Source organism: Aliiroseovarius sp. D2-2, from assembly GCF_055809455.1.
On record NZ_CM147913.1, the window covers coordinates 337,605 to 363,571 of the forward strand.

The window sequence follows — 25,967 nt, forward strand, 5'->3', positions numbered from 1 at the left end:
TACCTGACGTTCATATGGGCCAAATGCGCGCCTGACGGTTCTACCAATAGATCCCATGTGTTCCTCACGATTTCTGTCGAAGTCTCAGGCGTGGCAACACGCGACCGACAATTCTTGTATCTCGAAAAAACCTGTACCATCCGATTGGACCCAGCCGAAGGATTTTCAGGCCAAGGCGCCAGATATCAGTGCGATGGCCATGAAAGGCCCCGGCAAGGCAGATATTCAGGTCGTTTGATAGTCTGGCCAATTGTCCGACCTTGCATGCCCTCTTAGGGGCAAGGGCCGCAATATGACGATCAACGGGTATCGCCAACTGCTGACGAAAATCGCTCACATTGCGAGAACCAGTCATCGTTAGCGACCCGGAGTGAATGCGGAACGCTGCCAAAGCATCGGGGTTCCATGCGATCGAACCAAGCGTTGCCAGCCGCAGCCAAAGATCCCAGTCGGCCGTGTACCATAGGCTTTCATCCAGCCCGCCTGTCTTCATCGCATCGTCGCGGCGAAACATGACAGCTGGCAGTGCAATGGTGTTTTGAACCAACAAATGTCCAAGCGCTTTGTCACTGGAAAGCAGCGATGGTTTTGACCCAAATGGTGGAGAAAAGCGCCCTACGACCTTGTCTTCATCGTCAATAAACTCTGCTGCGTGCAACCACATCTTCGCATCCGGATGCGCTTGGATCATCTTTTGCAGAGCAATGCCGCGCCCCGCGCGCCACAGATCATCTTGGTGCAGCATTGTGACATGTGTTGCTGTCGCCTCTGCAAGCGCGATATTGGTGTTCGTCATCCAACTCTTGCTGTCCGGGGCGTCGATAATGCGCAGGTTTAGAGACTGTTTCTGCGCTTCAAGGATCGAACGGCTGCCATCATCGGATCGCTGGACAACGGCGATCACCTCGCACCCCTCAACTTGTCCAGAGAGAGACTCCAAGGTGCGAGGCAATGTTGCAGCGCCATTGTATATCGGCATCAGAATACTTAGCCACGGTGTGGTCATTGATCCATGTTCTCCCGTCGCTCAGGGAGCATTATCAGGATGGGCGCAATCAACAAAAACCCGAAGGTAGAAATGATGCGCAAAGCAATGGCCGCTTCCGATGCGCTGACGGTGGTTTCGCCCGCAGCTACCAGAACGCCAACCCACGTTATTTCAACCACGCCCAACCCCCCGGGAAAGAACGGCAGCGACATCAGCCCAAGCACTAGGGGATATGCAGCAAGCAAAACCATGCGATCTACATCGGGAGCAAGTTGGCCAAGGATGAAGACGTTCAGCGCCGCCAACAAGGAATAGCGCACCATGCTAAGACCCATAAGGTGAAACAGTAGTTTGTGGGGTAGAAGGCGAGCATTGGCAAATCCCTCTGCGAACCTGTTGAACTTCTCGGAAACGAGGTTCGCAAGTACGACAAATGCGCTCTGCGCTAAGGCCAAACCCGGGCGTATGAAAAGGGTTAGAGTGAGTGCAACCGTCAGTGACAAAAAGACGCTTGATAGGAATGTCATGTCGAACACACCAGTGATGAAGGCTGCCATACCCATCGCCACCAGAACGATGACCTCAAAGACCTGTTCCAGAAGGGACGTCCCGATCGCGCGCGCCGGAGCAATGCCTTGCTTTCGCGCGATCCACGCCCGCGCAACCGGGGTAACAAGCTGAATTGGCATGACCTGACCGCCGATCGCACCAAGTGTCGTGGCGCGGGTTGCCTCGCGGATCGGTAGTCCTTTGTCGTTATTCGACAGGATTAGACACCATTTGAGCGCTCCGAGATAGATTATGGTCCCCTGCACGAAGGCAATCAGAACATAAGCCCAAGCAGGGACCTGACCGATGGATTTGATCAGACCAGAAGGCGTCAAACCGCTTGCTACCATCAGCCCGGCCAGCAGCAGTACGGCAAGCAACAATGCAATCAAGATCGACCGCCGTTGCTCGGCCGCGAAAGTGCCGATCAGCGACCATGCATTCAGCGCACCCATGGTCTTACATGCCCACACCATGTTGCGACCGATTGCCCGAAAAGACAGAAATCAGGAAACCCGAGAAAAAGAATCTGTGAACCGATCACGATCATCGTAGCCGCAGCAATCAACGCACGCATGGAGTCCAGAGGGCCAAATTCAGAGGCCGCCCAACCTGCCGCAATCCAGAACGCCCAGACAAACCCAGCCGCCATCAAAAGCAATCCTACACCGAGCCAGTATTGCAGGCGCGAGTTACCAAGGAATGTCATTGACCACTTTCCCGGCTGCCGAATGCCTTCCCGATAACTGTTAAGAAGCGCATAAACGCCCATCAACGCAGTTTGCAACGAGATGATAAGCGAAGCGCTTGCAGCGATTGCCCAGTGATCGCCGAACCGCAGGCTGCCAAGCCAGACGACTTCGTTGTCGCCGGCCGCAACAAGAAAGATCATCAACAACGCACCGACAATGAACATCAATGCTGCAGGGGCCATGAACAGCCAGGTAGGACTGAGTAAAAGCATATAAATCAGGTGACGGAAGCCATCCCTCCACGGGCTTAGATGTGGTGGCCGTCCACGTTGATCGGGCGATAGGGTGATAGGAACCTCTGCCATTTTCAGCTTCATAAGAACGGACTTCAACACCATCTCTGAAGCAAATTCCATTCCCGTAGAGGATAGGTTCAATCGATCATAAGCATCGCGAGTCAAAGCGCGCATGCCACAGTGGGCGTCGCTGATCTTCGTATTGTATAAAAATCGAAGCATCCCAGACAGCGCCGGGTTGCCGATATAGCGGTTTTTCCACGGCATCGCGCCCGGTTTGATCTCGCCGGCGAACCGTGACCCCATACAAAAATCTGCGCCTTCGATCAGCTTTTCGATCATCGGGATAGCCTCGACGAAATCATAGGAGCAATCGCTGTCGCCCATGACAAGGTAGTCTGCGTTTGCGGCTTCGAACCCGCCTTGCAGTGCCGCGCCATATCCCTTTGCGCTTACCGCCACGACGCGCGCACCGGCGTTTGTAGCAAGCTCTTGGCTGCCATCAGTGCTTCCGTTGTCGGCCACAATCACTTCGCCGGTTAGCCCAAAACGTTCATTAATGAGGTCAAGAGCCTCCAAAGCGCGTTTGACACACCACTCGATTGTCCGAGCCTCATTGAGACACGGAAGTACGAATGCGATCGAAACAGGTTTGGTTTGCATTTGTTCACAGCCCCTAAAACATTTGATAGTCAAAAGTCTTTTCGATGCCTTTTGGTCCAAAGATGCGACCAAATTCAGACATTTTCAGTATTTCCTTTTTGAACACAAATAAAGCTTGAGACCAAGTCGAGCTTTCCACTGCTCAAAATGAAGCTGGAATCCCTACCGTCAATTTGCCCGAAAATACCGAAACTCGAAGTGAAGGGAAAACTGGGCCGCTCAGCCGCCGACATATGTTGGTTCAGGTTAAACTGTGTCTAAAAATTTTGGATTTGGGTACAGCATAAAACCGCGTAAGCTATTGTGAAAAAATGGAAAGAGCTTTGTCGCTTTGCTGGAAGAGCACCAGCCAAGTGTGTTTCTTGAATTTGTGAGAATCTAAAAATAGACGTGCCTAAATCAACACAAAGTTGAACTGTGGCCGATTTACAGCCACCGTCGCATCTTTGCTAAATTTCCCCTTGGTCAATTGACCTCAATTTCATTCATATGAATATCAACAAAAATGAAGATTGAGGATGAGCAGGGCTGCGCGTGGTTCAGCGCCTTTCACCATCTTCTTTATCTCATTTTTCACACAGGATCGGGAAAGCGCCTTTATGATTTCGTTTGGAAGAGTTTTTGCCTACATCATGGTCGCGCTCTGTGCGTGTATTGGACTTGGACGAAATCTGACGAGGCTTACAGCGGCAACGTTGCTTGCAATGTTGTTTGCCACAAACCAAGCAAACGCGTTTAATTTTTGTGACTCTCAAGATCCAGCAGGGGAAGTCTCTTGGGATATCCAGGACAATGGATCTTCGACAATTCCCTTTACCTTCACGGCGGGTGATGCGTGGACCAAGATCAAGGCGGTAAATTCTGTAACGATCCGTGGCCTGCACCAGTATTCTGGCGACCTCGCGGCAAATCTGATTTCACCCGACAACACTGCAGTGATCCTGTTTCGACTTGGGGATGGACGGTATGGCGAAGGGGCATCACGTTGTTCAAGAGCGGATTTCGATCTCACGTTTACAGATACATCGCCTGGCCGCGATTTGTCAGTTTCGTCTGAAAACGACTACTGTAACAGGGGCGGCGGGGTAAATAATCGGTCGAGAGAAGGCGTACACCCACAGCCTTACCTGCCAAATTTCCCGGTTTTGACAGGGACACCTGCGCTGACAGGAAACCCGCGCACTTATAATTCCGAAGGCATCTCAACCAACTTTCTTTCCAATATCGTGGGCGATGAACCCATTGGCGCACCATGGGGTCTTCAAGTCGAGGATGTATATGCGCAAGACGTAGGTACGGTTACCGAGGCCTGCGTCGACATGGACTTTGGATCAGTGACGTATGACATGTGGGTCAGCAGCAACGCGACCTGTTCTGATCAGCTAGACAATGCGACATTTGCCTACGGCGAAACGGTTTACGTTTGCTACGTGGCCTCAAACGAAGCCACGGAAGACTTCCTGTTTCAATCCGAGACGAACAACCACGGTCAGACCCTAACGCCCGAGCTTGGTGGAAACTATTCGGCAAAATACGGCGGGACATCGACGGTTAACACCGCCGTCCGCACATTTACGGCTGGGGATGCCACATTGCCGCTTGGCGCCACGACACTAACCGGCTCCCTCACAGTCGTCGGCAATGACACGTTCTTCACCTCAAGCGAGACACTGACCACCGACGAACAGGTTTCGATAACCGTTACCGGGACCGTTGGTTTGAGTGTTGTAAAATCGGTCCCAGCGACCAATTTGTCTTCCCCTCCCGCAGTTGGCGACACCATCGACTATCAGGTTGTTCTGTCAAACACGGGGACTATCCCGTTGACTTCAGCAAGCCCGGTCGACACGGGGCCAACGTTTGATGGCAGTCCCCATGCTGGCTCGGATTTGGTCTGGACGACAACTGGGAGCACCTCAATTGACGGGGGCAACAGCGAGACCTTTACAGCGACCTACACGTTAGTTGCTGCGGACGTGGTGGCTTTGTTAGCTTCGAGCGATACGTCTACAGCGATTGCAAACAGCGCGACAGGTACCGCGACACCGCCGGGATCACTCACTCTGCCGCCTGTGACGTCCAGCGCGGCCACGACCGGCTATACGGCGGCACCGGATATGTCGGTAGCCAAATCGGTGACGGCAACCAACCTTTCGACGCCCCCAGCTGCGGGCGACACGATCGAGTATCAAGTCATTCTCGAGAACACGGGCAACGTTAATATCAACGGTGTCGCACCGGTCGATACTGGTCCTACCATCAATGGCAGCGCCCATGCAGGCACGGACCTTGTCTGGGCTACATCTGACAGCACAACGCTTTCGCCGGGCGACACCGCTACCTTCACAGCCACCTACACTATGGTTGCAGCAGACATCGCAGAATTGACCGCGTCATCTGATCCTACAAGCGCCATTGCCAACAGCGCGACGGCAAGCGGCACACCCGCGACGGGCAGTTTGCCTCCGATCACCCCCAGCACAGATACGACGGGATATACTGCCGCGCCTTCGATGATATTTGCAAAATCCGTGGCGTCCACCAGTTTCTCAGACCCGCCCGCGCCGCTTGATGTGATCAGCTATGAAGTTGAATTCACAAACACCGGCAATGTGGACATCACGGGCTTAACGCCTGTGGATACCGGACCAACATTTGACGGGGCGCCACATGCTGGCGCGGATACTGTTCTGGCAGACCGTCGGCGATGGCATCATCAAACCGGGCGAGACCGAGGTCTTCACGGCCAACTATATTTTGGTTGCGGCAGATGTTGCAGCTCTTGCTGCGGCGACGGATCCGACAACCGCAGTTGCCAATACTGCTTCTGCGACCGCTACACCGGTAGCGGGTACACTTGCAGCGGTCACGCCAAGCTCGGCGACCACCGGATATGCTCCTGCGCCAGAATTGAGCGTTGCAAAAACCGTTCCAGCCACCAACCTGTCCAACCCGCCTGCGGCGGGTGACACGATCGATTATCAAGTTGTGCTGACCAATGATGGCAACGTGAACTTGTTGAGCGCGGCGCCGATCGATACCGGACCCATATTTGACGGAAACGCCCACGCGGGTGCCGATCTTTCCTGGACTACGACGGACAGCACAACGCTGGCCCCCGGCGAAAGCGCGACCTTCACCGCGACCTATACGCTTGTGGCGGCGGATGTGACGGCGTTGACCTCGGCGGCAAATCCAACAACGGCTGTGGCAAACACAGCAGATGCAACGGCTTCGCCTGCATCCGGTACGCTTGCGCCAGTCACGCCAAGCTCAGCGACCACGGGTTATACCGCTGCTCCGGCGCTTGATGTTGTAAAGACAGCAGACACTTCTGGCTTCGCTTCGCCCGTTGTCGTGGGCAATCAGGTCGTCTTTTCGATCAATGTTGCAAATGCGGGCAACACGGCGCTGACGAATATCAGCGTGAACGACACGCTAACGCGACGCGATGGTACCGTTCTGACATTGACAGTTCCGGCAACGCCAACGTCTGGCGATGCGGGCGTGACCGGTACGCTCGATGTGGGCGAGACTTGGGTTTATCAAGCGACCTACACACTGACGCAGGACGATATCAACGCTGGCGGCATCGAAAACACCGCAACTGTGGACGCCGACACACCAAGGGGTGGAACTGTCTCGGACACATCTGATGATGGCGATGACGGGGACGGAAACACCACCGACGACGCGACTGAAGTTTATGTTGGCGCAACGCCATCGATCACAGTGGCCAAATCACTGGCGGCTGGCAGCCCTGACCCGTTCGATACGGTTGGGCAGGTGCTGAATTACGAGTTCCTAGTGACCAACACGGGGAACGTTTCGATTACCGCACCTGTGACCATCAATGACCCGTTGATTGCCGCGCAAGGTACCGGCCCAGTGTCGTGCCCTACCGGGGCGATCCTGCCTTTGGCGAGCATCACCTGTACCGGCAGCTACACGATCGAGCAGGCGGATTTGGACGCCGGACAGGTTGCGAACTCTGCGACGGCCAGCGTCACACAGCCCGTTGTACCAGTGAACCCGGGCGATCCAACTTCGGTCACTGCGACGGATGGCCCTTCGACCGAGACGGTTCTTGCTGACCAAACGCCGGCAATTCTGTTTGAAAAGGCTCTGGCCTCGACATCGGCTTTGACCTTTGCGGCGGTAGGTGACCAGCTCACCTATGAATTCACCATCACCAATGATGGTAACACCACCTTGGACGGTCCGTTCACCGTGGACGATGACCAAATTGGGAACGGCCTAGCTTGTGGCACCGGCCCGCTGGCACCAGGGGCAAGCATTAGCTGCGAGCATATCTGGACCGCGGATCAAACTGATTTGGATGCGGGCTCGGTCACCAACATCGCGTCTGGTATCACGTCGCAGAATGGAACCCCGGTTCCGCCGGTAAGCGATACTCTGACTATCAACGCCTCGACCGCGCCTGCGCTGACCGTGGCCAAGGATGTTCAGTCGGCTGTCCCTGACATTTTTGACGAGAACACGATTCTGACATACGAGTTTGTTGTCACCAACTCGGGTAACGTCACCATCGACGGCCCCATCACGATCTCTGACAATAAGGCGACGGGTATAACCTGTGACCCACTACCTGGTGGTGTTCTTGCGCCGACATCGACTGTGACCTGTACAGGCACCTACAGCTTGAATGCTGGCGATATTGCGCTTGGTACCGCGACGAACGTTGCGACTGCCAGCGGCACATATGATGGCAACACTGTCACTTCACCGCCTGACGGAGCTTTGTATCCGGTGTCGGCGACCCCATCGATCAACGTGGTCAAGGATAGTGTCCCAAGCAACGTCACATTCTCGAACGTGGGCGAGCTGATCACCTATACCTACACCGTCACAAACGATTCAGATGTCAGCGGCAGCGGCGTAGGCCTGTCTGAAGATATCGTCATCAATGATGACCGCATTGCGAGCCCGATCATTTGTCACGATGCGTCTGTAGATGGTATTTTCAGCGTGGGCCAGTCGGCCACTTGTACGGCTCAATACGCGGTCACACAGGCTGACCTTGATGCGGGCGAAGTCATCAACAACGCGTCGGGCTCGACCACCTTTGCGCCGGGCACAGCCAACGAAACCCTCGTGTTGTCCGGCAATGTGTCCAAGACCGTACCGGCGGATGCAGATTCATCGCTTGCGATCAGCAAAGTCATCACAACTGGCAACAACCCAGCAGCGGTCGGAGACGATATCGTCTTCACCATTACTGCGGAAAATGACGGCAATCAGACCATCAGCAACGCGACGGTCACGGACCCTGATTTGCCAGCTATGGTTTGTACGCACAACGCTACAACAGTCACGGGACCGGTAACCCTTGCCCCGACCGAGACCATTGAATGTGTCGGCACCTATACTGTCACGCAAGATGACATCGACGCGCAAAGCCTTGTCAACGTGGCCAATGTTGCGGGTAGCGATCCAACCGGAGCCACCGTGACGATTGACGGTCAGGTCACCGTGCCTTTGGAAAACAATACGCCAAGCCTTGAACTTGAGAAGACCATCACGCCTGCCGTAGCGCCGGGCACGCCCGTGTTCACGCAGGCTGGTGACACGGTGACGTTCTCGGTCCTTGCGCGCAATACCGGCAACGTGACCATCGAGAATGTGGTCATCACAGATGATCTGCCCGTCACGCCAACCAGCTGTAACGTCGGAACGCTGAACATTGGCCAGGCGCTGTCGCTGTGTACCTTTACCTATACGGTCACGCAGGCAGATGTTGATGCGGTGAACGGCACAGGCCCCGTGTTCGGAGGCTTCACAAACATCGCACGCGCGACCGCTACGGACGCAACACCGGATGCGACGCCGATCAACGCCAGCGATGATGTCTTCGTTCAGGGTCCAGACCATGCGCCGGCTTTCACCATGGCAAAAAGCACAACCACCACGCAGATCGCGACGGTTGGGCAGACTGTGCCTTACAGCTATCTGGTGACCAACTCTGGCAATATCACTCTGACAGCAGCGCCCACCGTTGTGGATGACAAGATTGCCAGCGTCAGCTGCCCAGCCTTGCCTGGTGGTGAGTTGTTGCCGGGTGCCTCGATCACCTGTACCGGCAATTATTCGGTTACGCAGGCTGATCTGGATGCGGGAAGCCTGACCAACGTGGCCAGCGTGTCCTCGACCGAGGTGCCGTTGCCGACCACGCCGGGACCCGAGACGGATAGCGTCACGCTACCGGCCGTTCAGACACCATCGGTAACCGTGGCTAAGCAAGCTTCGACCACCGCGAACGCTGCTGTGGATGATGTGATCACCTACAGCTATACGGTCACCAACAACGGCACTGTGACGCTGACCAACCTGACGGTGGATGACCAACATACCAGCGCGGCGGGCACAGGTCCGCTTGCGGTTGGAGGCGAAGCGATCGACACAGATGTCGCCCCGCTTGGCGACAGTACCGATGGCGGCGCAAATGGAAGCTGGGACAGCCTTGCCCCCGGTGACAGCGTGTTGTTCACCGCAAGTTACACAGTTACCCAAGACGACATCGACCAGCAGGTCACCCTGTCCAACACTGCGACCGTGACGGCAACGCCACCAAATGGTTTGCCAAACATCACGGGTACCGACAGCGAAACCGTGTCAGTCGAAGCGGGCGTCCCAGATGTGACGGCTCTGAAAACACTCGACATTAGCGGGCTGTCTTCGCCAGCTGTTGCAGGTGAGGTTCTGAACTTCACCATCACAGTTGAAAACACCGGCAACCAAGACCTGACTTCGGTCACGCTGAATGACACGTTCCAACGTTTGGACGGGTCAACCATTACCGCCGCGGCCCCGCAATATGTCAGCGGCGACGCTGGTGACGCTGGTGTCCTTGAGGTCGGAGAGACATGGACCTACAGCTTCACCCATACGCTGACACAACAAGATGTGGATGCGGGTGGCGTCAGCAACCAAGCCGTAGCCAACACCTTGTCGCCATCTGGCGCGCTGGTGTCGGATGCATCTGATGATGGCAACCCCGCCAATGGCGACAACAACCCGACGGTTCTTTCCATCCCCCCAACCCCTGCGGTTGAAGGTGTAAAGACATTGGCCTCGGGCACAGGTGTTGTTGGCAGCGAGCTGGTTTTCGAGATCACAGTGACCAACACGGGCAACGTAACGCTTAGCAGCACAGGCATCCAATCGGATACGCTGACACGCAATGATGGCACGCCGTTGACCCCTTCCGCAGCCGTGTTCACCGGCTCGAGCCTTGGTTCGGTCGCAGGTACATTGTTGCCGAGTGAAGTGGCCACATACGAAGTGCGCTATACGCTGGTTCAGGCAGATATTGACGCTGGCGGTGTGCAGAACTCTGCGACGGTGACAGGCTCTGCTGGGGGCGTGCCGGTGACGGACGTAACGGATGATGGTGACGACGGTGATGGCAACACCACCGACGACCCAACAGAAGTTCTGATCGCAGCTACGCCAGCTTTGTTGATCGACAAAGCATTGGCCGCAACGGCACCGGCATCGTTCGACACAGTCGGGCAAGTTATCGACTATGAGTTCACGGTTACGAATGATGGTAACGTCACGCTGACAGATCCTGTCACGGTCGACGATCCACTGATCACTGGGGCAGGAGGCAGTGTGACCTGTGATCCGTTGCCCACAGGTGGGTTGCTGCCCGCCGCTAGCCTGACGTGTACTGGCAGTTACGCGATCACGCAGGCCGACATTGATGCAGGTTCGCTGACCAACTCGGCCACAGCGACAAGCGGTACAACCGTATCGCCTGCGGATGACGCCACCATTTCAGCCGTTCAGGACGATGCTCTGACATTGCTGAAGGAAGCGGACCCGATGACCGCAGTGGATTTTTTCACAGACGCGGTTGCAAGCTACACTTATACGCTGACCAATTCTGGCAACACGACACAGGTAGGGCCGTTCACAGTAACGGATAACCTGATTGCGCCGGCTGACATTTCTTGCCCGGTACCGCCGGGCGATGAACTTGCACCGGGCGACGAGCTGGTCTGTACCGCCACTTATACTGTTACCGCCACAGATGTTGATCTTGGCACTGTAACGAACCTTGCTACAGGCAGCTCCAGCACCACAACGTCGCCGCAAACGACCGAAACCATTCCGGATGCGGGTGTATCGGCCTTGTCGATCGCGAAAGTTGCGACCTCGGGTGCGGACTTCTCGGAAGTAGGGGACAGCATTCGCTTTGACTTTACCGTCGCAAATGATGGCACGCGCACGCTGATTGACCCGATCACCGTTCAAGACAGTATTCTTGGGCCGATAAACTGCTGGACGCCAAACCCGCCCGCAGATTCCAGATTTCCGCGCCGGAGAAACCGCAACATGCTTCGCGCTTTATTCTGTAACGCAGGCCGATCTGGATAATGGCGAAGTCTTCAACGAAGCCTATGCAGAAACTGTCTTTGGACCCGGTGATACGCCCGTTGTCAGCGCGCCAGACAGTGTGACCGTGCCAGCCGATACCCAACCGGGTATCGAACTAAGCAAGGCCGCAGCGACCCTTCCAGTCACCACAGTTGGTCAGATCCTGACCTATACTCTGACGGCGGAAAACACTGGTAACCAGACGCTCTTTAATGTGGATATTACCGATCCGCTTCTGCCGGGCTTCACCTGTAGCGTGGCGCAACTTGATCGCGGCGATACGCTTCAATGTACTGGCGACTACACTGTCACGCAGACAGATGTAGACACGGGCATCGTGTCAAACCGGGCTGATGTCACATCGACCGACCCACAAGGTGGGGCTGTCACTGACTTCGAAACGCTTGACGTAACCATGCCAGCACCGTTGCCCAGCATGGAACTGACCAAGATCGCGACCCCGTCCCCATTCGGGGCTGTTGGCAGCGCGATCAGCTATCAGCTTCCGGTCGAGAACACGGGTAACGTGACCCTGTCGAACGTGACCGTAGACGACCCAATGGGCGGCGGTCTGATATGCACAATCGCATCCATCGCTCCGGGCGACACCAACACAAGCTGTAGTTTCTCGATCCCAGTCACTCAGGACATGGTCGATGTGGGTGAGGTTGTGAACAACGCGTCCTCCTCGGCCACGGACCCGTTCAACACGGTGATCGGTGACACGGTTTCGCTGACCACTCCGGGTCCAGTGCGCAATCCTGCGCTAGAGGCTACGAAAGTGGTGTTGGGCGGACCTTCAGTTCCCGGTGGTGTGGTTGATTACTCTTTGTCGATCGAAAACACCGGCAACGTGACACTGTTCAACATCGGCATCACCGACGTCATGCAAACCCTGCTTGGGGCTGCAGCGTCGCTTGATGCGCCCTTTGCCCTTGATCCGGCCAGCGACACCGATGGAGACGGAGAACTGGATGTCGGCGAAACCTGGACCTACACGGCCAGCGTCACCCTGCGCCAGATCGACCTGAACCATGCCGGTCTTAGCAACCAGGTTACGGTCACAGCCGATGGGCCCGCAGGCAGCGGCGCGACCTCGGATGTGTCGGATGATGGCGATGATGGCGACGGCAACACGACGGATGATCCTTCGATCTTCAATGTGGCGGTTGATCCGCAGCTGACCGTGATCAAAAGCGTTCTGACACCCGGCGCAGTTGCCGGTGATCAGGTGGTGTTCGAAATCACCGCAACCAATACCGGCAACCAGGATCTGACCGGCCTAAGCGCCAGTGATAACCTGTCCCGCGCTGATGGAACGCCAGTTCCAGCAACCGCTGTTCCGTTCTCGGTTCCGGCAACTCTGTCTCCGGCGGATGTCGCCACGTGGCGCGTTACGCACACGCTGACCCAGGCAGATGTCGATTCTGGTGGACTACGCAACAGCGCCGTTGTCACCGGTTTGTCACCCGACAACACACCGATCAGCGATTTGTCTGCAGACGATGACCCGTTGGACGGTAATACGACCGATGACCCAACTGAGATGCTCATTCCACCGAGCCCAGAGATGGAAGTCATCAAACGTGAATTGTCCGCTGGCAATCGTGCGGGTGAAACGGTCGAATATGAGATTACTGTTCTCAACAGCGGCAATGTCACGCTCAGCGGCATCTCTCTGACTGACCAACTGACCGCGATAGACGGAAGCAATCCACGCAGCCCGTCGCCTGTCTTTGTCGGCAACGATGGTACCCCGGCGTCGCCCGCAGGCTCGTTGGCCCCGAATGAAACGGCCACCTACACCCTGTCGCATGTTCTGACGCAGGACGATGTGAACGCAGGTGGCATCATCAACTCGGTTACCGCGAACGCGTCGACACCGCTTGGTGGCAGCGTGTCCGATTTGTCAGATGATGATGGTGTCGGGGCTGGTGATCCAACTGTGACGCCGATTGCTGCCATGCCGACCTTTGACGTGACCAAGTCCGCCAGCGCTCCGGAACGTCTGTTCCACACGGTTGAGCGTTCGACCTTCACCATTACGGTCACCAACACCGGCAATATTACCCAATCAGGTATTCAGGTCGAGGATGATCTGGCGGCGTTCCTTGTCCCTGCGACGTTGCACCCGGACTATCCGGTGACGATCACAGCGACTGGGTTCACAACCGGGTCGGCCAGCACCACCTTTGACGGCGTAACGGACACAGACCTTTTGTCCGGCGACCCGACGCTTGACCCGTTCGAGGTCGGAACGATCACCATCACGCTTGTCTATTCAACAGCTGATGGTTTCCCGACCGCGCCCAATACGGCTGAAGCAACATCGACGCAACTGCCGACCCCGACACCGGGTCTGGGTCCGCTGACGCCAAGCGATATCGATGGCGATGGCATCCCTGACTACGAGGACTTTGACCCGACCGGGTATTTCTATTGCGAAGAAACCGGGGTCATCTTGCGTGGCGGTCTGGTGACGATCTCAGGCAATGGATTTACGCAAACCGGCGTAGGCTCCAATGGCCCGATCAATGTGGTCAGCGGTGGAGATGATGGTTTCTATCAATTCCATGTCACCTCGCCGGGCACCTACACGCTCGCTGTCAGCTATCCTCCCTACGGTAATCCGTCGACGACGCATTTGCCGTCGGGCACTTTGGATATGACGTCGCTGCTACCAACCAACCCCGCACTTATCGGGTCGTCTGCAGATTCAAGCGGTGAATCCCTTGTCGACTTCACGCCCGGCGCCAACCCGTATTACATCTCGTTTGATATTGAACCCGGGGATCCACTGGTCCTGAACAACAACATCCCGTTGCGTGATTGCACCGTCGATAACCCACTGGTCGCGACGAAGACGGCTGATCGTGACACTGCAGTTTATGGCGAGACGGTGAATTTCACCCTGACGTTTGAGAACCAGACAGGTGGCACCTATCCGGATACGCGTTTGGTCGACTTGTTGCCTGCCGGGCTTCTTTACACGCCGGGCAGCGCTCGTCTGAACGGTACTGTAACGGAACCCAAGGTTTCAGGCCGCAGGCTGACCTGGGTACGGACCATCGGGCGTGACGAAACCGTGACGATAACGTTCGCAGCGCGTGTTGTATCGCGTGGATCGTTTGGCACGCTGACCAACCAGACTTGGGCGCAGAATGCTTCTGGTGACCTTCTGTCAAACATCGCCACGGCGGATGTTGAAATCCAACCCGAGCACGTCTTCGATTGCTCTGACGTGATCGGTAAAGTCTTCGATGACCGTAATAAAAACGGTTATCAAGATGGGCCAGGCACATTGCCGGAATCGATTATCAATGATGACATCTATGACGGCGCAAAAGGCAAACTGGCACCCAGCGTTGAACGTCCAAACCGGACAGAGCCGGGCCTGCCAGAGGTACGCCTTGTCTCGCCCAATGGCACGATCATCATAACGGATGAACATGGTCGTTTCTCGGTCCCATGTGCAGCATTGCCGCGCACGATCGGGTCAAACTTCCAACTGAAGCTGGATACGCGTTCGCTTCCGACGGGCTATCGGGTCACAACCGAGAACCCGCGCGTGATCCGCCTGACCCCCGGTAAAATCGCAAAGCTGAACTTCGGTGCAGCACTGACGAGCATTGTGGACATCGACCTTAACGCAGCTGCATTCGCATCAGGTTCGGCAAATCCTAGCGCGGCCCTGGATCGCGCATTGCGCGGGTTGATCGGTCAGATCGCCTCTAAAGAAACCGCGATCGAGCTGACGTATGTTCTTAGTGCAGGAGAGACCCCTGCAAACGGCCGCGCCAGATTGCGTGCGGTTGAAAAAGTGATCAAGCGCCATTGGCACAACAAGTACCGGTTGGATGTCCAATCGAACGTGGTGCGTAAGCAATGAGTGCGGTGAGGGAAAAGATGACGAACCAGTTTGTAAAACTGACCTTGGCCTGCAGCGTTTCAGCGCTTGCGCTGACGGGTGCTGCCCACGCAGAAGAAGGCTTCAGCATCACCATCAATGACGAACCGTATGCAGGTGATCCGTCACTGTACGAGGCTGTTCGTCAGGTTGATCAGCAGTTGGCCGATGCCCAGCTTCAGGTGAAGTTCGACGGGTTGGGCGTATCGCCGCGGTTGGCCTTGGTCGTGCTTAACACGGGCTCTCCTAAAGCCGGTGAAGCTGTTCATGTGCGCAGCGAGCTGAACTATCCGGCTTTTGTCACACGTGGTGAACTGCGGATAATCGAAACAGGGGCACTTGGTGGTGCGCGCACCGTGAAGGTGGTTCCCATCGCACCGAATGGCGAGGCTCAGATTCACCATGCCCGAGGGCGAGGGGATCGTGATCGCGCACCGCGTCTATGACCGGTTTGGCCGTTATGATGAAACCGTTCCTTCCGCGATTTCGTCGCGAAGCAATGCGGGCACATCGGACAAAGCCGAGGCAGGTGTTGATACAACAGGGCGTCGCCGCATTCCCGTGCGGGGCGGTGCTGTGACGGTCAGCGGATCGAATGTTGCACCGGGTGGCACTGTTAGAACCTTGAATGAAAGCGTTGTTGCGGACCGTTCTGGCAACTTTGTCATTCAACGTATTCTGCCGCCGGGTGATCACGCGGTTGGGGTGTCTGCGCCGGGAACGCGAGTTGGGTATCTAGAGCGCCAGATCTTCGATCCCACAAGCCGAGTGGTTTGGAACCGCGCAAATTGATCTGACCTTTGGACGCAAGTTCCAAGGTGGCGCAGATGCCGCTGGCGGCCCGTTTGAACGCGACTATGGATACGGGCGTGTTGCGGGATACATTACCGGCAAGACCGCCAATGGCTGGGATCTGACCGCGCGCATCGACACGGGTGAAGACGAATTCAAAAACCTGTTCAAAGATTTGGACGAAAAAGACCCGCAAGCGCGCCTGCGCCGTATGACGCTGGAAGATGCCTATCCGACCTACGGGGATGACAGTACGCTGATTGATGGCGCGCCTTCGGACGGTAAGATTTACCTGCGTGCCGAACGCGACGGCAGCCACGTTTTGTGGGGCAACTACAAAAGCGAGATTGAGAACAGCACCTACCTGCGCAACGAGCGTACGTTGTATGGTGCCCAGGCATTGTATCGGTCCCCGCAGCAAACTCAGCTTGGCGAAAGCCGCGTTACGGCCGAGGTTTACGCCGCAAGCCCGGATCGCCTTCCGGGTCGCGAGTATTTCGATGGAACCGGTGGATCGATCTATTTCTTAACGCGTGATGATTTGATGCTGGGGTCCGAAACGATCTCGGTCGAGCTGCGCGATAAGCGCACCGGGCGCCTGATCTCGACCCGGCAACTTGTGCCTGGTCAGGACTACGAGATTAATTACAGCCAAGGTGTTTTGACTCTTGTAACGCCCCTATCCTCATTTGGCGGCAGCGATGATTTGATTTCCGGACCAAGTGGCGATCAGACTGTGCGCCTTGCCGTGCAATATGAATACACGCCGGGTGCGGATCTGGATGGACTGTCATATGGTGGCCGAGTCGAGGCTTGGGCCACAGACAGCCTTCGCTTCGGCGTCACCGGTATGGTCGAGCAAACTGACATCGCAGATCAAACCGCAGTCGGTGCGGATGTGCGCTTTCAATTTGGTGAAGAAAGCTTCGTCGAGCTTGAATACGCCGAGACAGAAGGTCCGGGCTTTGGATCGTCGATCAGTTCAGATGGCGGTTTGATCGTCACCACCACTACAACGGCTGGCCTAACAGATGGCACCGGCGAGGCGTGGCGCACGAAGGGGCAAGCAGAGTTTGCCGATCTTGGACTTGCCATGCCCGGTCGCGTGACAGGCTACTATGAAAAGCGTGGCGCAGGCTTTTCGACGCTGGATTATCAGATCGCCAATGATGAAGAGCTTTGGGGTGTAACCCTTGAAGCCGAGCCGACCAAGCGGTTGGCCTTCCGCCTTTATGCAGATGACTATAGCGACAGCGCCGGCAAGGAACTGACAGAGCTTGGGGCCGAGGTGTCGTTCAAGGCAACAGATCGTGTGACGCTGGACTTCGGCGTTGAGCAACTGGACAAAGTTACACCCGGCGGCGACGCGGACGAAACCGGCAGCCGAACCGATGCGGCCGTCCGTTTGACTTACAAACAAAGCGATGACCTGACGCTTTATGCCTTCGGACAGCACACGCTGACCCGATCCGGTGGGTTGAAGCGGAATGACCGCTACGGAGCAGGTGCCAAATATCGGTTTGCGAGGAACTGGACCGTTGAGGGTGAATTGTCTGACGGCACGGATGGTGTCGGGGCTGACCTGATCTTCAATTACCAAAATGACGGCTATGACAGCGCCTATTTCGGGTATCGGCTTGAACCCGGACGCGACGAACTATCAAGCGTGACGCTCAGCGGATCAGACAGTGGTCGGTTCGTGCTAGGTGGCAAGAGGCAGGTGAGCGATGACCTCAAGATATACGGCGAAAACACCTATGACATCTTTGGTGCGCATCGGTCGCTGGTCAGCGCCTATGGCGTCGAATACGACTATGACGATTACCTGACCTTCTCGGGCGGGTTTGAAATGGGTCGTATTGATGATGAAATCAACGGAGACTACGAACGCAACGCGTTTTCCATCGGTGCCCGGTACGACGATGGCGAGACTTTGAGCCTTACCGCTAAATTGGAGTATCGTCGGGATCGTGGTATTACCACGGGTACGATCCGGGATGCGGATGCGTGGCGTTTGGCGGCCTCGGGTGGCTACAAGATTGATGAGGGTCGCCGGTTCGTCTTTTCGGTCGACCACACGAATGTTGAAAGCGCCGATCCAACGCTGGACAACGGAATCTACACCGACGCGGTGCTTGGTTATGCTTTCCGACCGATCGAACACGATCGCCTGAACATGCTGTTCCAGTATCGCTACTTCCACGATTTAGTGGGCCAGTTTGTTGACAATACCAGCGAGCGCGGCTCCCGTCAGGAAAGCCACATCTTGTCCTTTGACGTTGAGTATGACCTGTCACCGAAATGGACTGTTGGTGGTAAAGTTGGCCTGCGCAAATCTCTGTCCTCGCCCAGCGAGGGTGTCGCGTTTCAACAAAACGACGCGGGCCTTGCCGTTCTCAATGCGCGCCATCACGTGGTGCACAACTGGGACATGTTGTTTGAGATGCGTCATTTGGAGGCCAAGCAGGCAGGGGTCTCGGAAACCAGCTTCCTTGGAGCGGTATACAGACACCTTGGCGACAACGCGAAGATCGGGGTTGGCTACAACTTCGGCAGCTTCAGCGATGATCTGACGGATATGACCTTCAATGATGAAGGGGCATTCCTGAACATTGTGGCCAAGTTCTAACCGGACAAACCCAAATCACTGCGCCAGTGTTTGGCGTGGCGATGGCATGGGTGTGAGCTAGAACGGTCGTCTCACCAAAACATATTTTGAGGTGGAGGAGGCCGATTGGCTACGCATTCATATCAAGAATGGTCAGTTTCAGCTGCAACCCTATCTCAAAGATCAGAACTCGACCACGGCGCGGATGCTTTCACCTTTGTGCATCAGATCAAACCCTTCGTTGATTTGATCAAGGCTCAGCTTGTGAGTGATCATCGGGTCGATCTCAATTTTTCCATCCATGTACCAGTCGACGATCTTGGGCACGTCGGTTCGGCCCGAAGCCCCACCAAATGCCGTGCCACGCCAGACGCGGCCGGTGACCAGCTGGAAGGGGCGGGTTGAGATCTCGGCCCCTGCAGGTGCGACACCGATGATGATCGATTCCCCCCAGCCTTTGTGGGCGCATTCCAGCGCGGTACGCATCACGTTCACATTGCCCGTAGCATCAAAGCTGTAATCCGCACCACCGCCCGTTAGCTCGACCAAATGGGCAACGATATCGCCATCCACCTTCGATGGGTTTACGAAATCGGTCATGCCAAAGTGGCGGCCCATTTCTTCTTTGCTGTCATTCAGGTCGACGCCAACGATCTGATCCGCACCTGCCATACGCAGGCCTTGGATCACGTTCAGGCCAATGCCGCCCAGACCGAACACGACGGCGGTCGACCCGATTTCGACTTTGGCGGTGTTGATCACAGCGCCAATGCCCGTGGTGACGCCGCAACCGATGTAGCAGATCTTATCAAACGGAGCGTCCTTGCGGACTTTGGCCAGTGCGATCTCGGGCACAACGGTGTGGTTGGCGAAGGTCGAGCAGCCCATGTAATGGTGGATCGGAGTGCCATCCAGCATCGAAAAACGGGTCGAGCCATCTGGCAATAGCCCGGCCCCTTGCGTGGACCGGATCGACTGGCAGAGGTTGGTTTTTGGGTTCAGGCAATAGTCGCACTCACGGCACTCGGGCGTGTAAAGCGGGATCACGTGATCGCCGACCTCAAGCGAGGTCACACCTTCGCCCACCTCAATCACGACGCCTGCGCCTTCGTGGCCCAGAATGGCCGGGAAGATCCCCTCGGGGTCATCTCCGGATCGGGTGAATTCGTCGGTGTGGCACAGGCCGGTGGCCTTGATTTCAACAAGCACCTCGCCGGCACGCGGGCCCTCAAGGTTCACTTCCATTATTTCAAGTGGTTTGCCAGCCTCTACGGCAACAGCAGCACGGGTGCGCATTATTCTTCTCCCAAAAAAGCTTGCCTTGGAGCAAAAGATTCTCATTAATTGAGAAATAGTTTCACCAAATGAGAGTTTTCGTCAACATGCATCTTGATCGATTGATCAGCTTACTTGAGATTATCGCGGTCGCCGGGCGGCCAGTTTCTGTCGCTGAAGTGCAGCGCGCAACGGACTTGCCTAAGCCAACATGTTATCGGCTGATCCAATCCCTTGTTGAACAGAAACTTGTTGATGAGCCGTCGGGTGACGGCAGGTACGTTATCGGAGAGCGCATGATCCGGATTGCCTTGCTGGGCAAGTCGGATGTGGATGTGCGCCGGTGCGCCGCGCCATTGATGCGGGCCGCCGCGACCAAGTTTAACGAAACGGTCTTTTTGGCGCGGTTCCGAGACAGCAAAGTTGAAATCATCCACATCGAAACACCGGATGATCCGGCGCGGGCCTTTATCCACCCGGGCCTTGGCATTCGACCCATGCACGCCTGTTCTTGCTCCAAGGCGATTGCTGCATTTGCTGAGCCCGCGTTTCGCGACGACATCCTGACGGGCAGCTTGAAGGCCTACACCGAACACACAAAGACCACCGAGGCCGATTTGCGCCGAGAATTCGAAACTATCGCCACGCGGGGGTTTGCGGATTGTGATCAGGAGATCGACGTGGGAATCGCAAGCGTTGCGGCACCTGTTTCGATTGGCAACATCGGCGCTACGTTCAGCATTGGTGCGGTTGGACCCATTCGCAGGTTTGGCACTGAATACAGGATGGAGATCGGAGAAAAACTGATCGCGCTTTCGGAAAGGATCAGTGGTGCGATCCAGCTCTGCAACGTTTCAGACGTGTGATTACTAAAGTCACTTCTTGGCCAATTTGGCCCAAATATATGACCTCGGAAAGGGGCTGAAAAAACAACAAGGAGAGAAAAATGAATCTTAGACCAGACCCGACATTTCACGCCTCGCCCAAGCTGGCGATGGAAGCCCCTGTCGAGAACTATGCTTTCACGGTGATGCTAAGCCCCGATGGCTCGCAGTCTGACGGCATCGCTGTGGTGGATTTAAAGCCCGGCTCTGACACTTATGGCGAGATCGTGCATCAGGTGATCGTTCCCAACAAGGGCGACGAATTTCACCACTTCGGCTGGAACGCATGTTCGTCGTCGTTATCGCCCCTGTCAGGACATGCCTTCTTGGAACGCCGCTATCTGATCGTTCCGGGCATTCGCTCTTCACGCATTTACATCATCGACGTGAAAGAGCCGCTGAAGGCTAAGATTTATAAGACTATCGAACCCGAAGAACTGTTTGCAAAGACCGGCTATTCGCGCCCGCATACGATCCACTGCGGCCCAGAAGGCATCTATGTTTCTTGCCTTGGCGGCGGTGGCGAAGACGGGACCGACGGCCCTCCCGGTATCTTTATCATGGATTGCGAAACCTTCGAGATCATCGGCCGGTATGAGATGGACCGCGGCAAGCAAGACAAGCACTATGACTTCTGGTGGAACCTGCCGCAGGATTACATGGTGAGTTCTGAATGGGGCCTGCCGCCGCAGTTTGAGAACGGCGTCGTACCGGAAGATTTGCTGAGCAACAAATACGGCCATTCGATCCACTTCTGGAATCTGCGCGCGCGCAAGAACATCCAGACAATGGACTTTGGTGAAAACTACCAGATGGCACTGGAAATTCGACCGGCTCATGATCCGACCAAGGCTTATGGATTCTGTGGTGTGGTTGTCGACACAACAAACCTGCAGGGGGCGATCTTCACGTGGTGGCGTGATGACGATGGCGTTTGGCAGTCCAAGAAAACGATCACCATTGATCCGCGCCCTGAAAAGCCGGAAAACCTGCCGCCACTTTTGCAGGGCTTTGAAGCCGTGCCACCGCTTGTAACGGATATCGACCTGAGCTTGGACGACAAATACCTTTATGTCGCGTGCTGGGGTCTTGGCGAAATGCATCAGTATGACGTGAGTGACCCGATGAACCCGGTGCTGGCCGGAAAAGTCGAGCTTGGGGGCATTGCGAAAAGCGAAAAGCACACCAACGGCAAGGACTTTGCCTATGGTCCGCAGATGGTCGAGATCAGCCGTGACGGCAAGCGTGTTTATTGGACGAACTCGCTGTATTCGACATGGGATGACCAGTTCTATCCCGATGACGAAGGCGGGCAGATGGTGATGGCTGATGTTGGCGAGAACGGGGGACTTACCCTGAACAAGGACTTCTACATCAACTTCCCCAAAGGCCTACGCAGTCACCAGATCAGGCTGGAAGGTGGCGATTGTTCAACAGACAGCTTCTGCTATCCGTCTGTCTAAATGATCGGGGAAATGACAACCGTGACAGCCCTTTGGTGGGCTGTCATTTTTTCTGGCCTCTATCACGGGATAAATCCGGGTATGGGTTGGCCTCTTGCGGTGTCAGCGGCCCTTATGGAGCGCAAACATAGCGCCATGCCCAAAGCGTTGGCGATGTTGGCTCTAGGGCATTTTCTGGCAATGATCGGGATCTTGCTGCCGTTTTCCTTGATGATCTTCCTCGTTGAATGGGAAACGCAAATTCGGGTCGGCGCAGGGTTGCTGGTCATTGCAATGGGAATTTACCTGCTGATCAACCGCCGACATCCAAAGATTCTCGCGCGCATTCATCCGGCGCGCCTAGCGTTATGGTCGTTTTTGGCCGCCATGGCGCATGGTGCGGGCCTGATGTTGGTGCCCATCTTTTTGGGTATCTGCGCGGTAGGTGCGGATGAAACCGGCCACATAGCGGCCCAATCTCTTATGGGAAGCAACGTCACAACGGCCTTCTTGGTTGCTTTGGTTCATACCGCCTCGATGACTCTGGCCGGCGGCGTCATTGCACTGATTATCTATCACTGGCTGGGGCTGAAGTTTTTGTCCAAGACTTGGTTCAACCTCGACGTCGTCTGGGCACTCAGCCTTGTTCTCGTCGGTGCGGCCGGTATCGCCTATGCGCTGATGGGCCACTGAACTCAGGCAAAACCAGTATTGCAAACTAGAGAGATGGAAACGGCTTGAGGCCGGAACTGTCATCTTGCGTCTAGCTTTTTGGCTCACCTTAGAGCTGGCAAACATACGGGAAACGCAAAGCGAACCTTGGCGCCGCAATGCCCTTCCCCACGGTAGACAAAAAAGGCAGGACCATTTTGGCCCTGCCTTCTCTTTTTCCGTTCTTGTCGGAACAACTAGAACTGGATTTCGTATTTCCCACCAAGTGTTGGCGTACCTGTTGAGTTCATCGTTGCGTTGCCGCTGATGGTACCAACGTCTAGCCGACGGCTGACGCTGCCGGTGATCGATCCGCTTGAGTAACCTTTGCCCCACTCTCCGTCGATCTTGACGGCATAAGTAAGGTCACTGTCTTGGTCCGTACTTTCGACACCAATAGAGCCGCCAATTCCGCAAACTCCATCAAGCCCGCCGAGAGACTGGTAACAAGCGACACGCGGGTTGATCCAAAAATTGGCAGCGCCATTTTGGAGGGGATGATCGGCGCGAATTTCAGCAAAAACCCGGCCACCCGAGATCGCATCAAGCTCGAGATTGCCAACCTGTGTTAGAGCGCCCAACTCGGCGATCACTTCGACGTCGGCTCCTGGCGAGTAGATATAGTCGAAACCAACACGGGGTTTCAGAGTGGTTTCACCAAGCTCAACCCGTCCCGAAAGGGCCGCACCAGCAAAGCCAGCAAAGTAATCGTAGTTACCAGTCGCATTAATCGTACCGATACTGCGGTCAAAGGCGAGGTCGAAGGTATGGCGCCCGGCCGCTGCCCCCAGATAGTAGTCAACGAACAGCTCACTCGTAAGACGCTTCGCTCCGTAGATGCCAGCATTGATGCCCAAACCGCGTATATCGCCGTCTGCAAGACGCGTTACGTCAGATTGCGTACTGTAAAGCCCAATGAAGTAGCCAAAGACACTGTCGCTACCGCGATATTTTTCCCGACGATAGGACAGGTTGATCGCACTTTGTGTCTGACCAGTTTCTGTATCCAGATAGCTAAGCGAGCCTTCGAACACTTCACGGTGGTCAGTTCTACAATCATGTTGATCCCTAACAAACTGCCCGTTGACGGTCATGCCAGTGTCGTCGGCCCGAGCATCAAGTGTGCGCTGCAGGCTGAAACTGTCATTACAAGGCCCGTGATAATCGTCTCCTTCAATCGGTCGGAACTCAACGCGCCGGTTGCGTGCCTTACCGGCTGCAGTGGCATTGCTTGCGATGGGTTGGCTTTCGCCATAACCGCGGGCGATGTAACCAGCTGTGTCCACTCCACGCTGCGCAAGTGCTTGGCGTACAGTCACGACGCGGCGTTGGCTAAGGTCGATGTTATAGGTATCAGAAGCATCGCTGTCGGTGTGACCAGCGATCTCGAATGCACTGCCGGGACAGCTCATCAGGATTGTCGCGAGTTCATCGAGGACACGGTGGCTTTGCTGTTTGATGAGGGCCTTGTCCGCATCGAACAGGATGTTTTCTGTCTTAAGGCGTGCATTTACCGCGGCCAGACAGCCATCATGAGATCTGCTCTGAAGGCGATCAACGGCATCAGCTGAATAACTACTAATCTGGCGGCTTTGCTGTGTCAGTGTATTGGCCAGATCTTCTTCCAGAATGGCGGTGAGATCTTCTTCGATCTCTTTGACCAAGTCCACGTCCGGGCCTAAAACAATCAGTTCAACCTCAGCTGTTGCGCAGTTTGTGGGGTTGAGTACCTCACAAATCTCATAGGTATAGACATAAGTACCTGCAGTTGTGCCCGGGGCGACCACCACTTCCCCATTGGCTGGGTTTAATGTGATGCCGCCATCGGCTGGCGTGACATCCAGGCCAAGGATTGTCGTCCCGTCCTGCGCTGTACCCGTCTCGTTGACGGTGACATCGGTGCCGATGGTCGGGTTGGCCACGCCATCCAGCGTGTCATTGGCCACAACGTTGGGAATGGTTCCGCCAGCGGCACCATCTACGGCTGCTGGTGTGTCGTCGATCGCATCGATGGTGCTCCACAACACAAACTCGACGTTAACCGAAATCCATTCACCGGTAGATTCATACTCCCTACCCGCAATTGTCGCTGGATCACAGCCTGCGGTGGGCGTAAGACCGGGGTACTGCGTGAACTGCCTCGTGGCGTTTGCAATGCCTAGGCTATTAACACCTTCTGGCAGCGTGATGTTCCAAGCCGCGCGTGAATTGTGTACTCTGTAAGAGATAAACGTGGCACCCGAACTGAGCGTATCGCCGGTAGCATAGCCTTCAATCTGGTTCTCTAGACCTAAGTTAGTGCAGGACGCATTTGCTGCATTGTAAGGAGGAAAATCTACCTGTCCGTTGTCATTTCCAGTATATGAGCTTGGATCAGATACGACTGCGTTTCCTCCACCGGCCCAAGTTAGCGTCCGGTCTGATGCTTCACTGCTTCCGCCACCTGAATAGGGCGCTTGCAAAACCGAGATGCGAGCCGAATAGCCCGCTGGTGGTGTAACATTGAACGAAAAGTTGAACGAATCTGGCGCAATACTTATTTGGCTTTGATTTGCGGCCTGTAGTCCGCTGGCGCCACCGGTAAAAATCACATTGCCATAACTGGTTGCAGCTGTGCGTGTAAAAGTGAAGGATCCGGACACACCATTGTCAGTTACGGTGCCGCTGGCTCCCGTGCTACTACTTGAGGAAATTGTGAAGTTCCCAGCCAGTGCTGGATTGGTCAATAAAATTAGAGCGATCGCTGTTGCAGCCGCC

The 25,967-nt window shown here is 55.6% G+C and carries 14 protein-coding genes; 9 read left to right on the forward strand and 5 right to left on the reverse strand.

What is annotated here, in order from left to right; all coding sequences use genetic code 11:
* Positions 1 to 64 precede the first annotated feature (64 nt).
* Genes AC0L6A_RS01675 through AC0L6A_RS01685 form a run of 3 tightly spaced genes read right to left on the reverse strand, consistent with a single transcriptional unit; the run spans position 65 to position 3,188 of the window.
* The gene (locus tag AC0L6A_RS01675) at positions 65 to 1,006 is read right to left on the reverse strand and encodes a glycosyltransferase family 2 protein (protein ID WP_473291778.1); all 942 of its coding nucleotides are present in this window, start codon (positions 1,004 to 1,006) and stop codon (positions 65 to 67) included.
* Positions 1,003 to 2,013: a lysylphosphatidylglycerol synthase transmembrane domain-containing protein gene (locus AC0L6A_RS01680; protein WP_473291780.1), complete on the reverse strand. Its 1,011-nt coding sequence runs from the start codon at positions 2,011 to 2,013 to the stop codon at positions 1,003 to 1,005. Before AC0L6A_RS01680 ends, AC0L6A_RS01675 begins: the two co-directional genes overlap by 4 nt.
* The gene (locus tag AC0L6A_RS01685; RefSeq protein WP_473291782.1) at positions 1,980 to 3,188 is read right to left on the reverse strand and encodes a glycosyltransferase family 2 protein; all 1,209 of its coding nucleotides are present in this window, start codon (positions 3,186 to 3,188) and stop codon (positions 1,980 to 1,982) included. The genes AC0L6A_RS01680 and AC0L6A_RS01685 overlap by 34 nt, the downstream gene beginning before the upstream one ends.
* 704 nt (positions 3,189 to 3,892) lie before the next feature.
* On the opposite strand from AC0L6A_RS01685, the gene AC0L6A_RS01690 reads away from it, so the two are divergent.
* From AC0L6A_RS01690 to AC0L6A_RS01715, 6 genes are all read left to right on the forward strand, one after another.
* A complete protein-coding gene (locus AC0L6A_RS01690; protein WP_473291784.1) occupies positions 3,893 to 6,157 on the forward strand; it encodes a DUF7507 domain-containing protein in 2,265 nt (754 codons plus the stop codon).
* Positions 6,099 to 11,591, forward strand: a complete 5,493-nt coding sequence (locus tag AC0L6A_RS01695; protein ID WP_473293342.1) for a beta strand repeat-containing protein — start codon at positions 6,099 to 6,101, stop codon at positions 11,589 to 11,591. The genes AC0L6A_RS01690 and AC0L6A_RS01695 overlap by 59 nt, the downstream gene beginning before the upstream one ends.
* A 79-nt stretch (positions 11,592 to 11,670) precedes the next feature.
* Positions 11,671 to 15,480, forward strand: a complete 3,810-nt coding sequence (locus AC0L6A_RS01700) for a DUF7507 domain-containing protein (protein ID WP_473291785.1) — start codon at positions 11,671 to 11,673, stop codon at positions 15,478 to 15,480.
* 17 nt (positions 15,481 to 15,497) lie between these two features.
* Complete coding sequence (locus tag AC0L6A_RS01705) at positions 15,498 to 15,944, forward strand: hypothetical protein (RefSeq protein ID WP_473291787.1); 447 nt, start codon at positions 15,498 to 15,500, stop codon at positions 15,942 to 15,944.
* Positions 15,901 to 16,290, forward strand: coding sequence for a hypothetical protein (locus AC0L6A_RS01710; protein WP_473291788.1), 390 nt, complete (start codon positions 15,901 to 15,903; stop codon positions 16,288 to 16,290). Before AC0L6A_RS01705 ends, AC0L6A_RS01710 begins: the two co-directional genes overlap by 44 nt.
* 175 nt (positions 16,291 to 16,465) lie before the next feature.
* On the forward strand, positions 16,466 to 18,919 hold the full coding sequence (locus tag AC0L6A_RS01715) for a porin family protein (protein WP_473291789.1): 2,454 nt from the start codon (positions 16,466 to 16,468) through the stop codon (positions 18,917 to 18,919).
* A 162-nt stretch (positions 18,920 to 19,081) separates the two neighbouring features.
* Here the strand turns inward: AC0L6A_RS01715 and AC0L6A_RS01720 are convergent, their stop codons facing one another.
* Positions 19,082 to 20,194, reverse strand: a complete 1,113-nt coding sequence (locus AC0L6A_RS01720) for an S-(hydroxymethyl)glutathione dehydrogenase/class III alcohol dehydrogenase (protein WP_246927562.1) — start codon at positions 20,192 to 20,194, stop codon at positions 19,082 to 19,084.
* 68 nt (positions 20,195 to 20,262) lie between these two features.
* Here AC0L6A_RS01720 and AC0L6A_RS01725 point away from each other — a divergent pair, with 68 nt between their 5' ends.
* The 3 genes from AC0L6A_RS01725 (at position 20,263) to AC0L6A_RS01735 (ending at position 23,192) form a co-directional block, all read left to right on the forward strand.
* A complete protein-coding gene (locus tag AC0L6A_RS01725; RefSeq protein ID WP_473291790.1) occupies positions 20,263 to 21,039 on the forward strand; it encodes an IclR family transcriptional regulator in 777 nt (258 codons plus the stop codon).
* Between the two features lie 80 nt (positions 21,040 to 21,119).
* Positions 21,120 to 22,520 carry a selenium-binding protein SBP56-related protein gene (locus AC0L6A_RS01730; RefSeq protein WP_473291791.1) on the forward strand — a complete coding sequence of 467 codons (1,401 nt, stop codon included), beginning with the start codon at positions 21,120 to 21,122 and terminating at the stop codon, positions 22,518 to 22,520.
* Positions 22,521 to 23,192 carry a hypothetical protein gene (locus tag AC0L6A_RS01735; RefSeq protein WP_473291793.1) on the forward strand — a complete coding sequence of 224 codons (672 nt, stop codon included), beginning with the start codon at positions 22,521 to 22,523 and terminating at the stop codon, positions 23,190 to 23,192.
* A gap of 215 nt (positions 23,193 to 23,407) precedes the next feature.
* On the opposite strand, the gene AC0L6A_RS01740 is transcribed toward AC0L6A_RS01735, so the two are convergent.
* Positions 23,408 to 25,852 carry an OmpA family protein gene (locus AC0L6A_RS01740; RefSeq protein WP_473291794.1) on the reverse strand — a complete coding sequence of 815 codons (2,445 nt, stop codon included), beginning with the start codon at positions 25,850 to 25,852 and terminating at the stop codon, positions 23,408 to 23,410.
* Positions 25,853 to 25,967 lie beyond the last annotated feature (115 nt).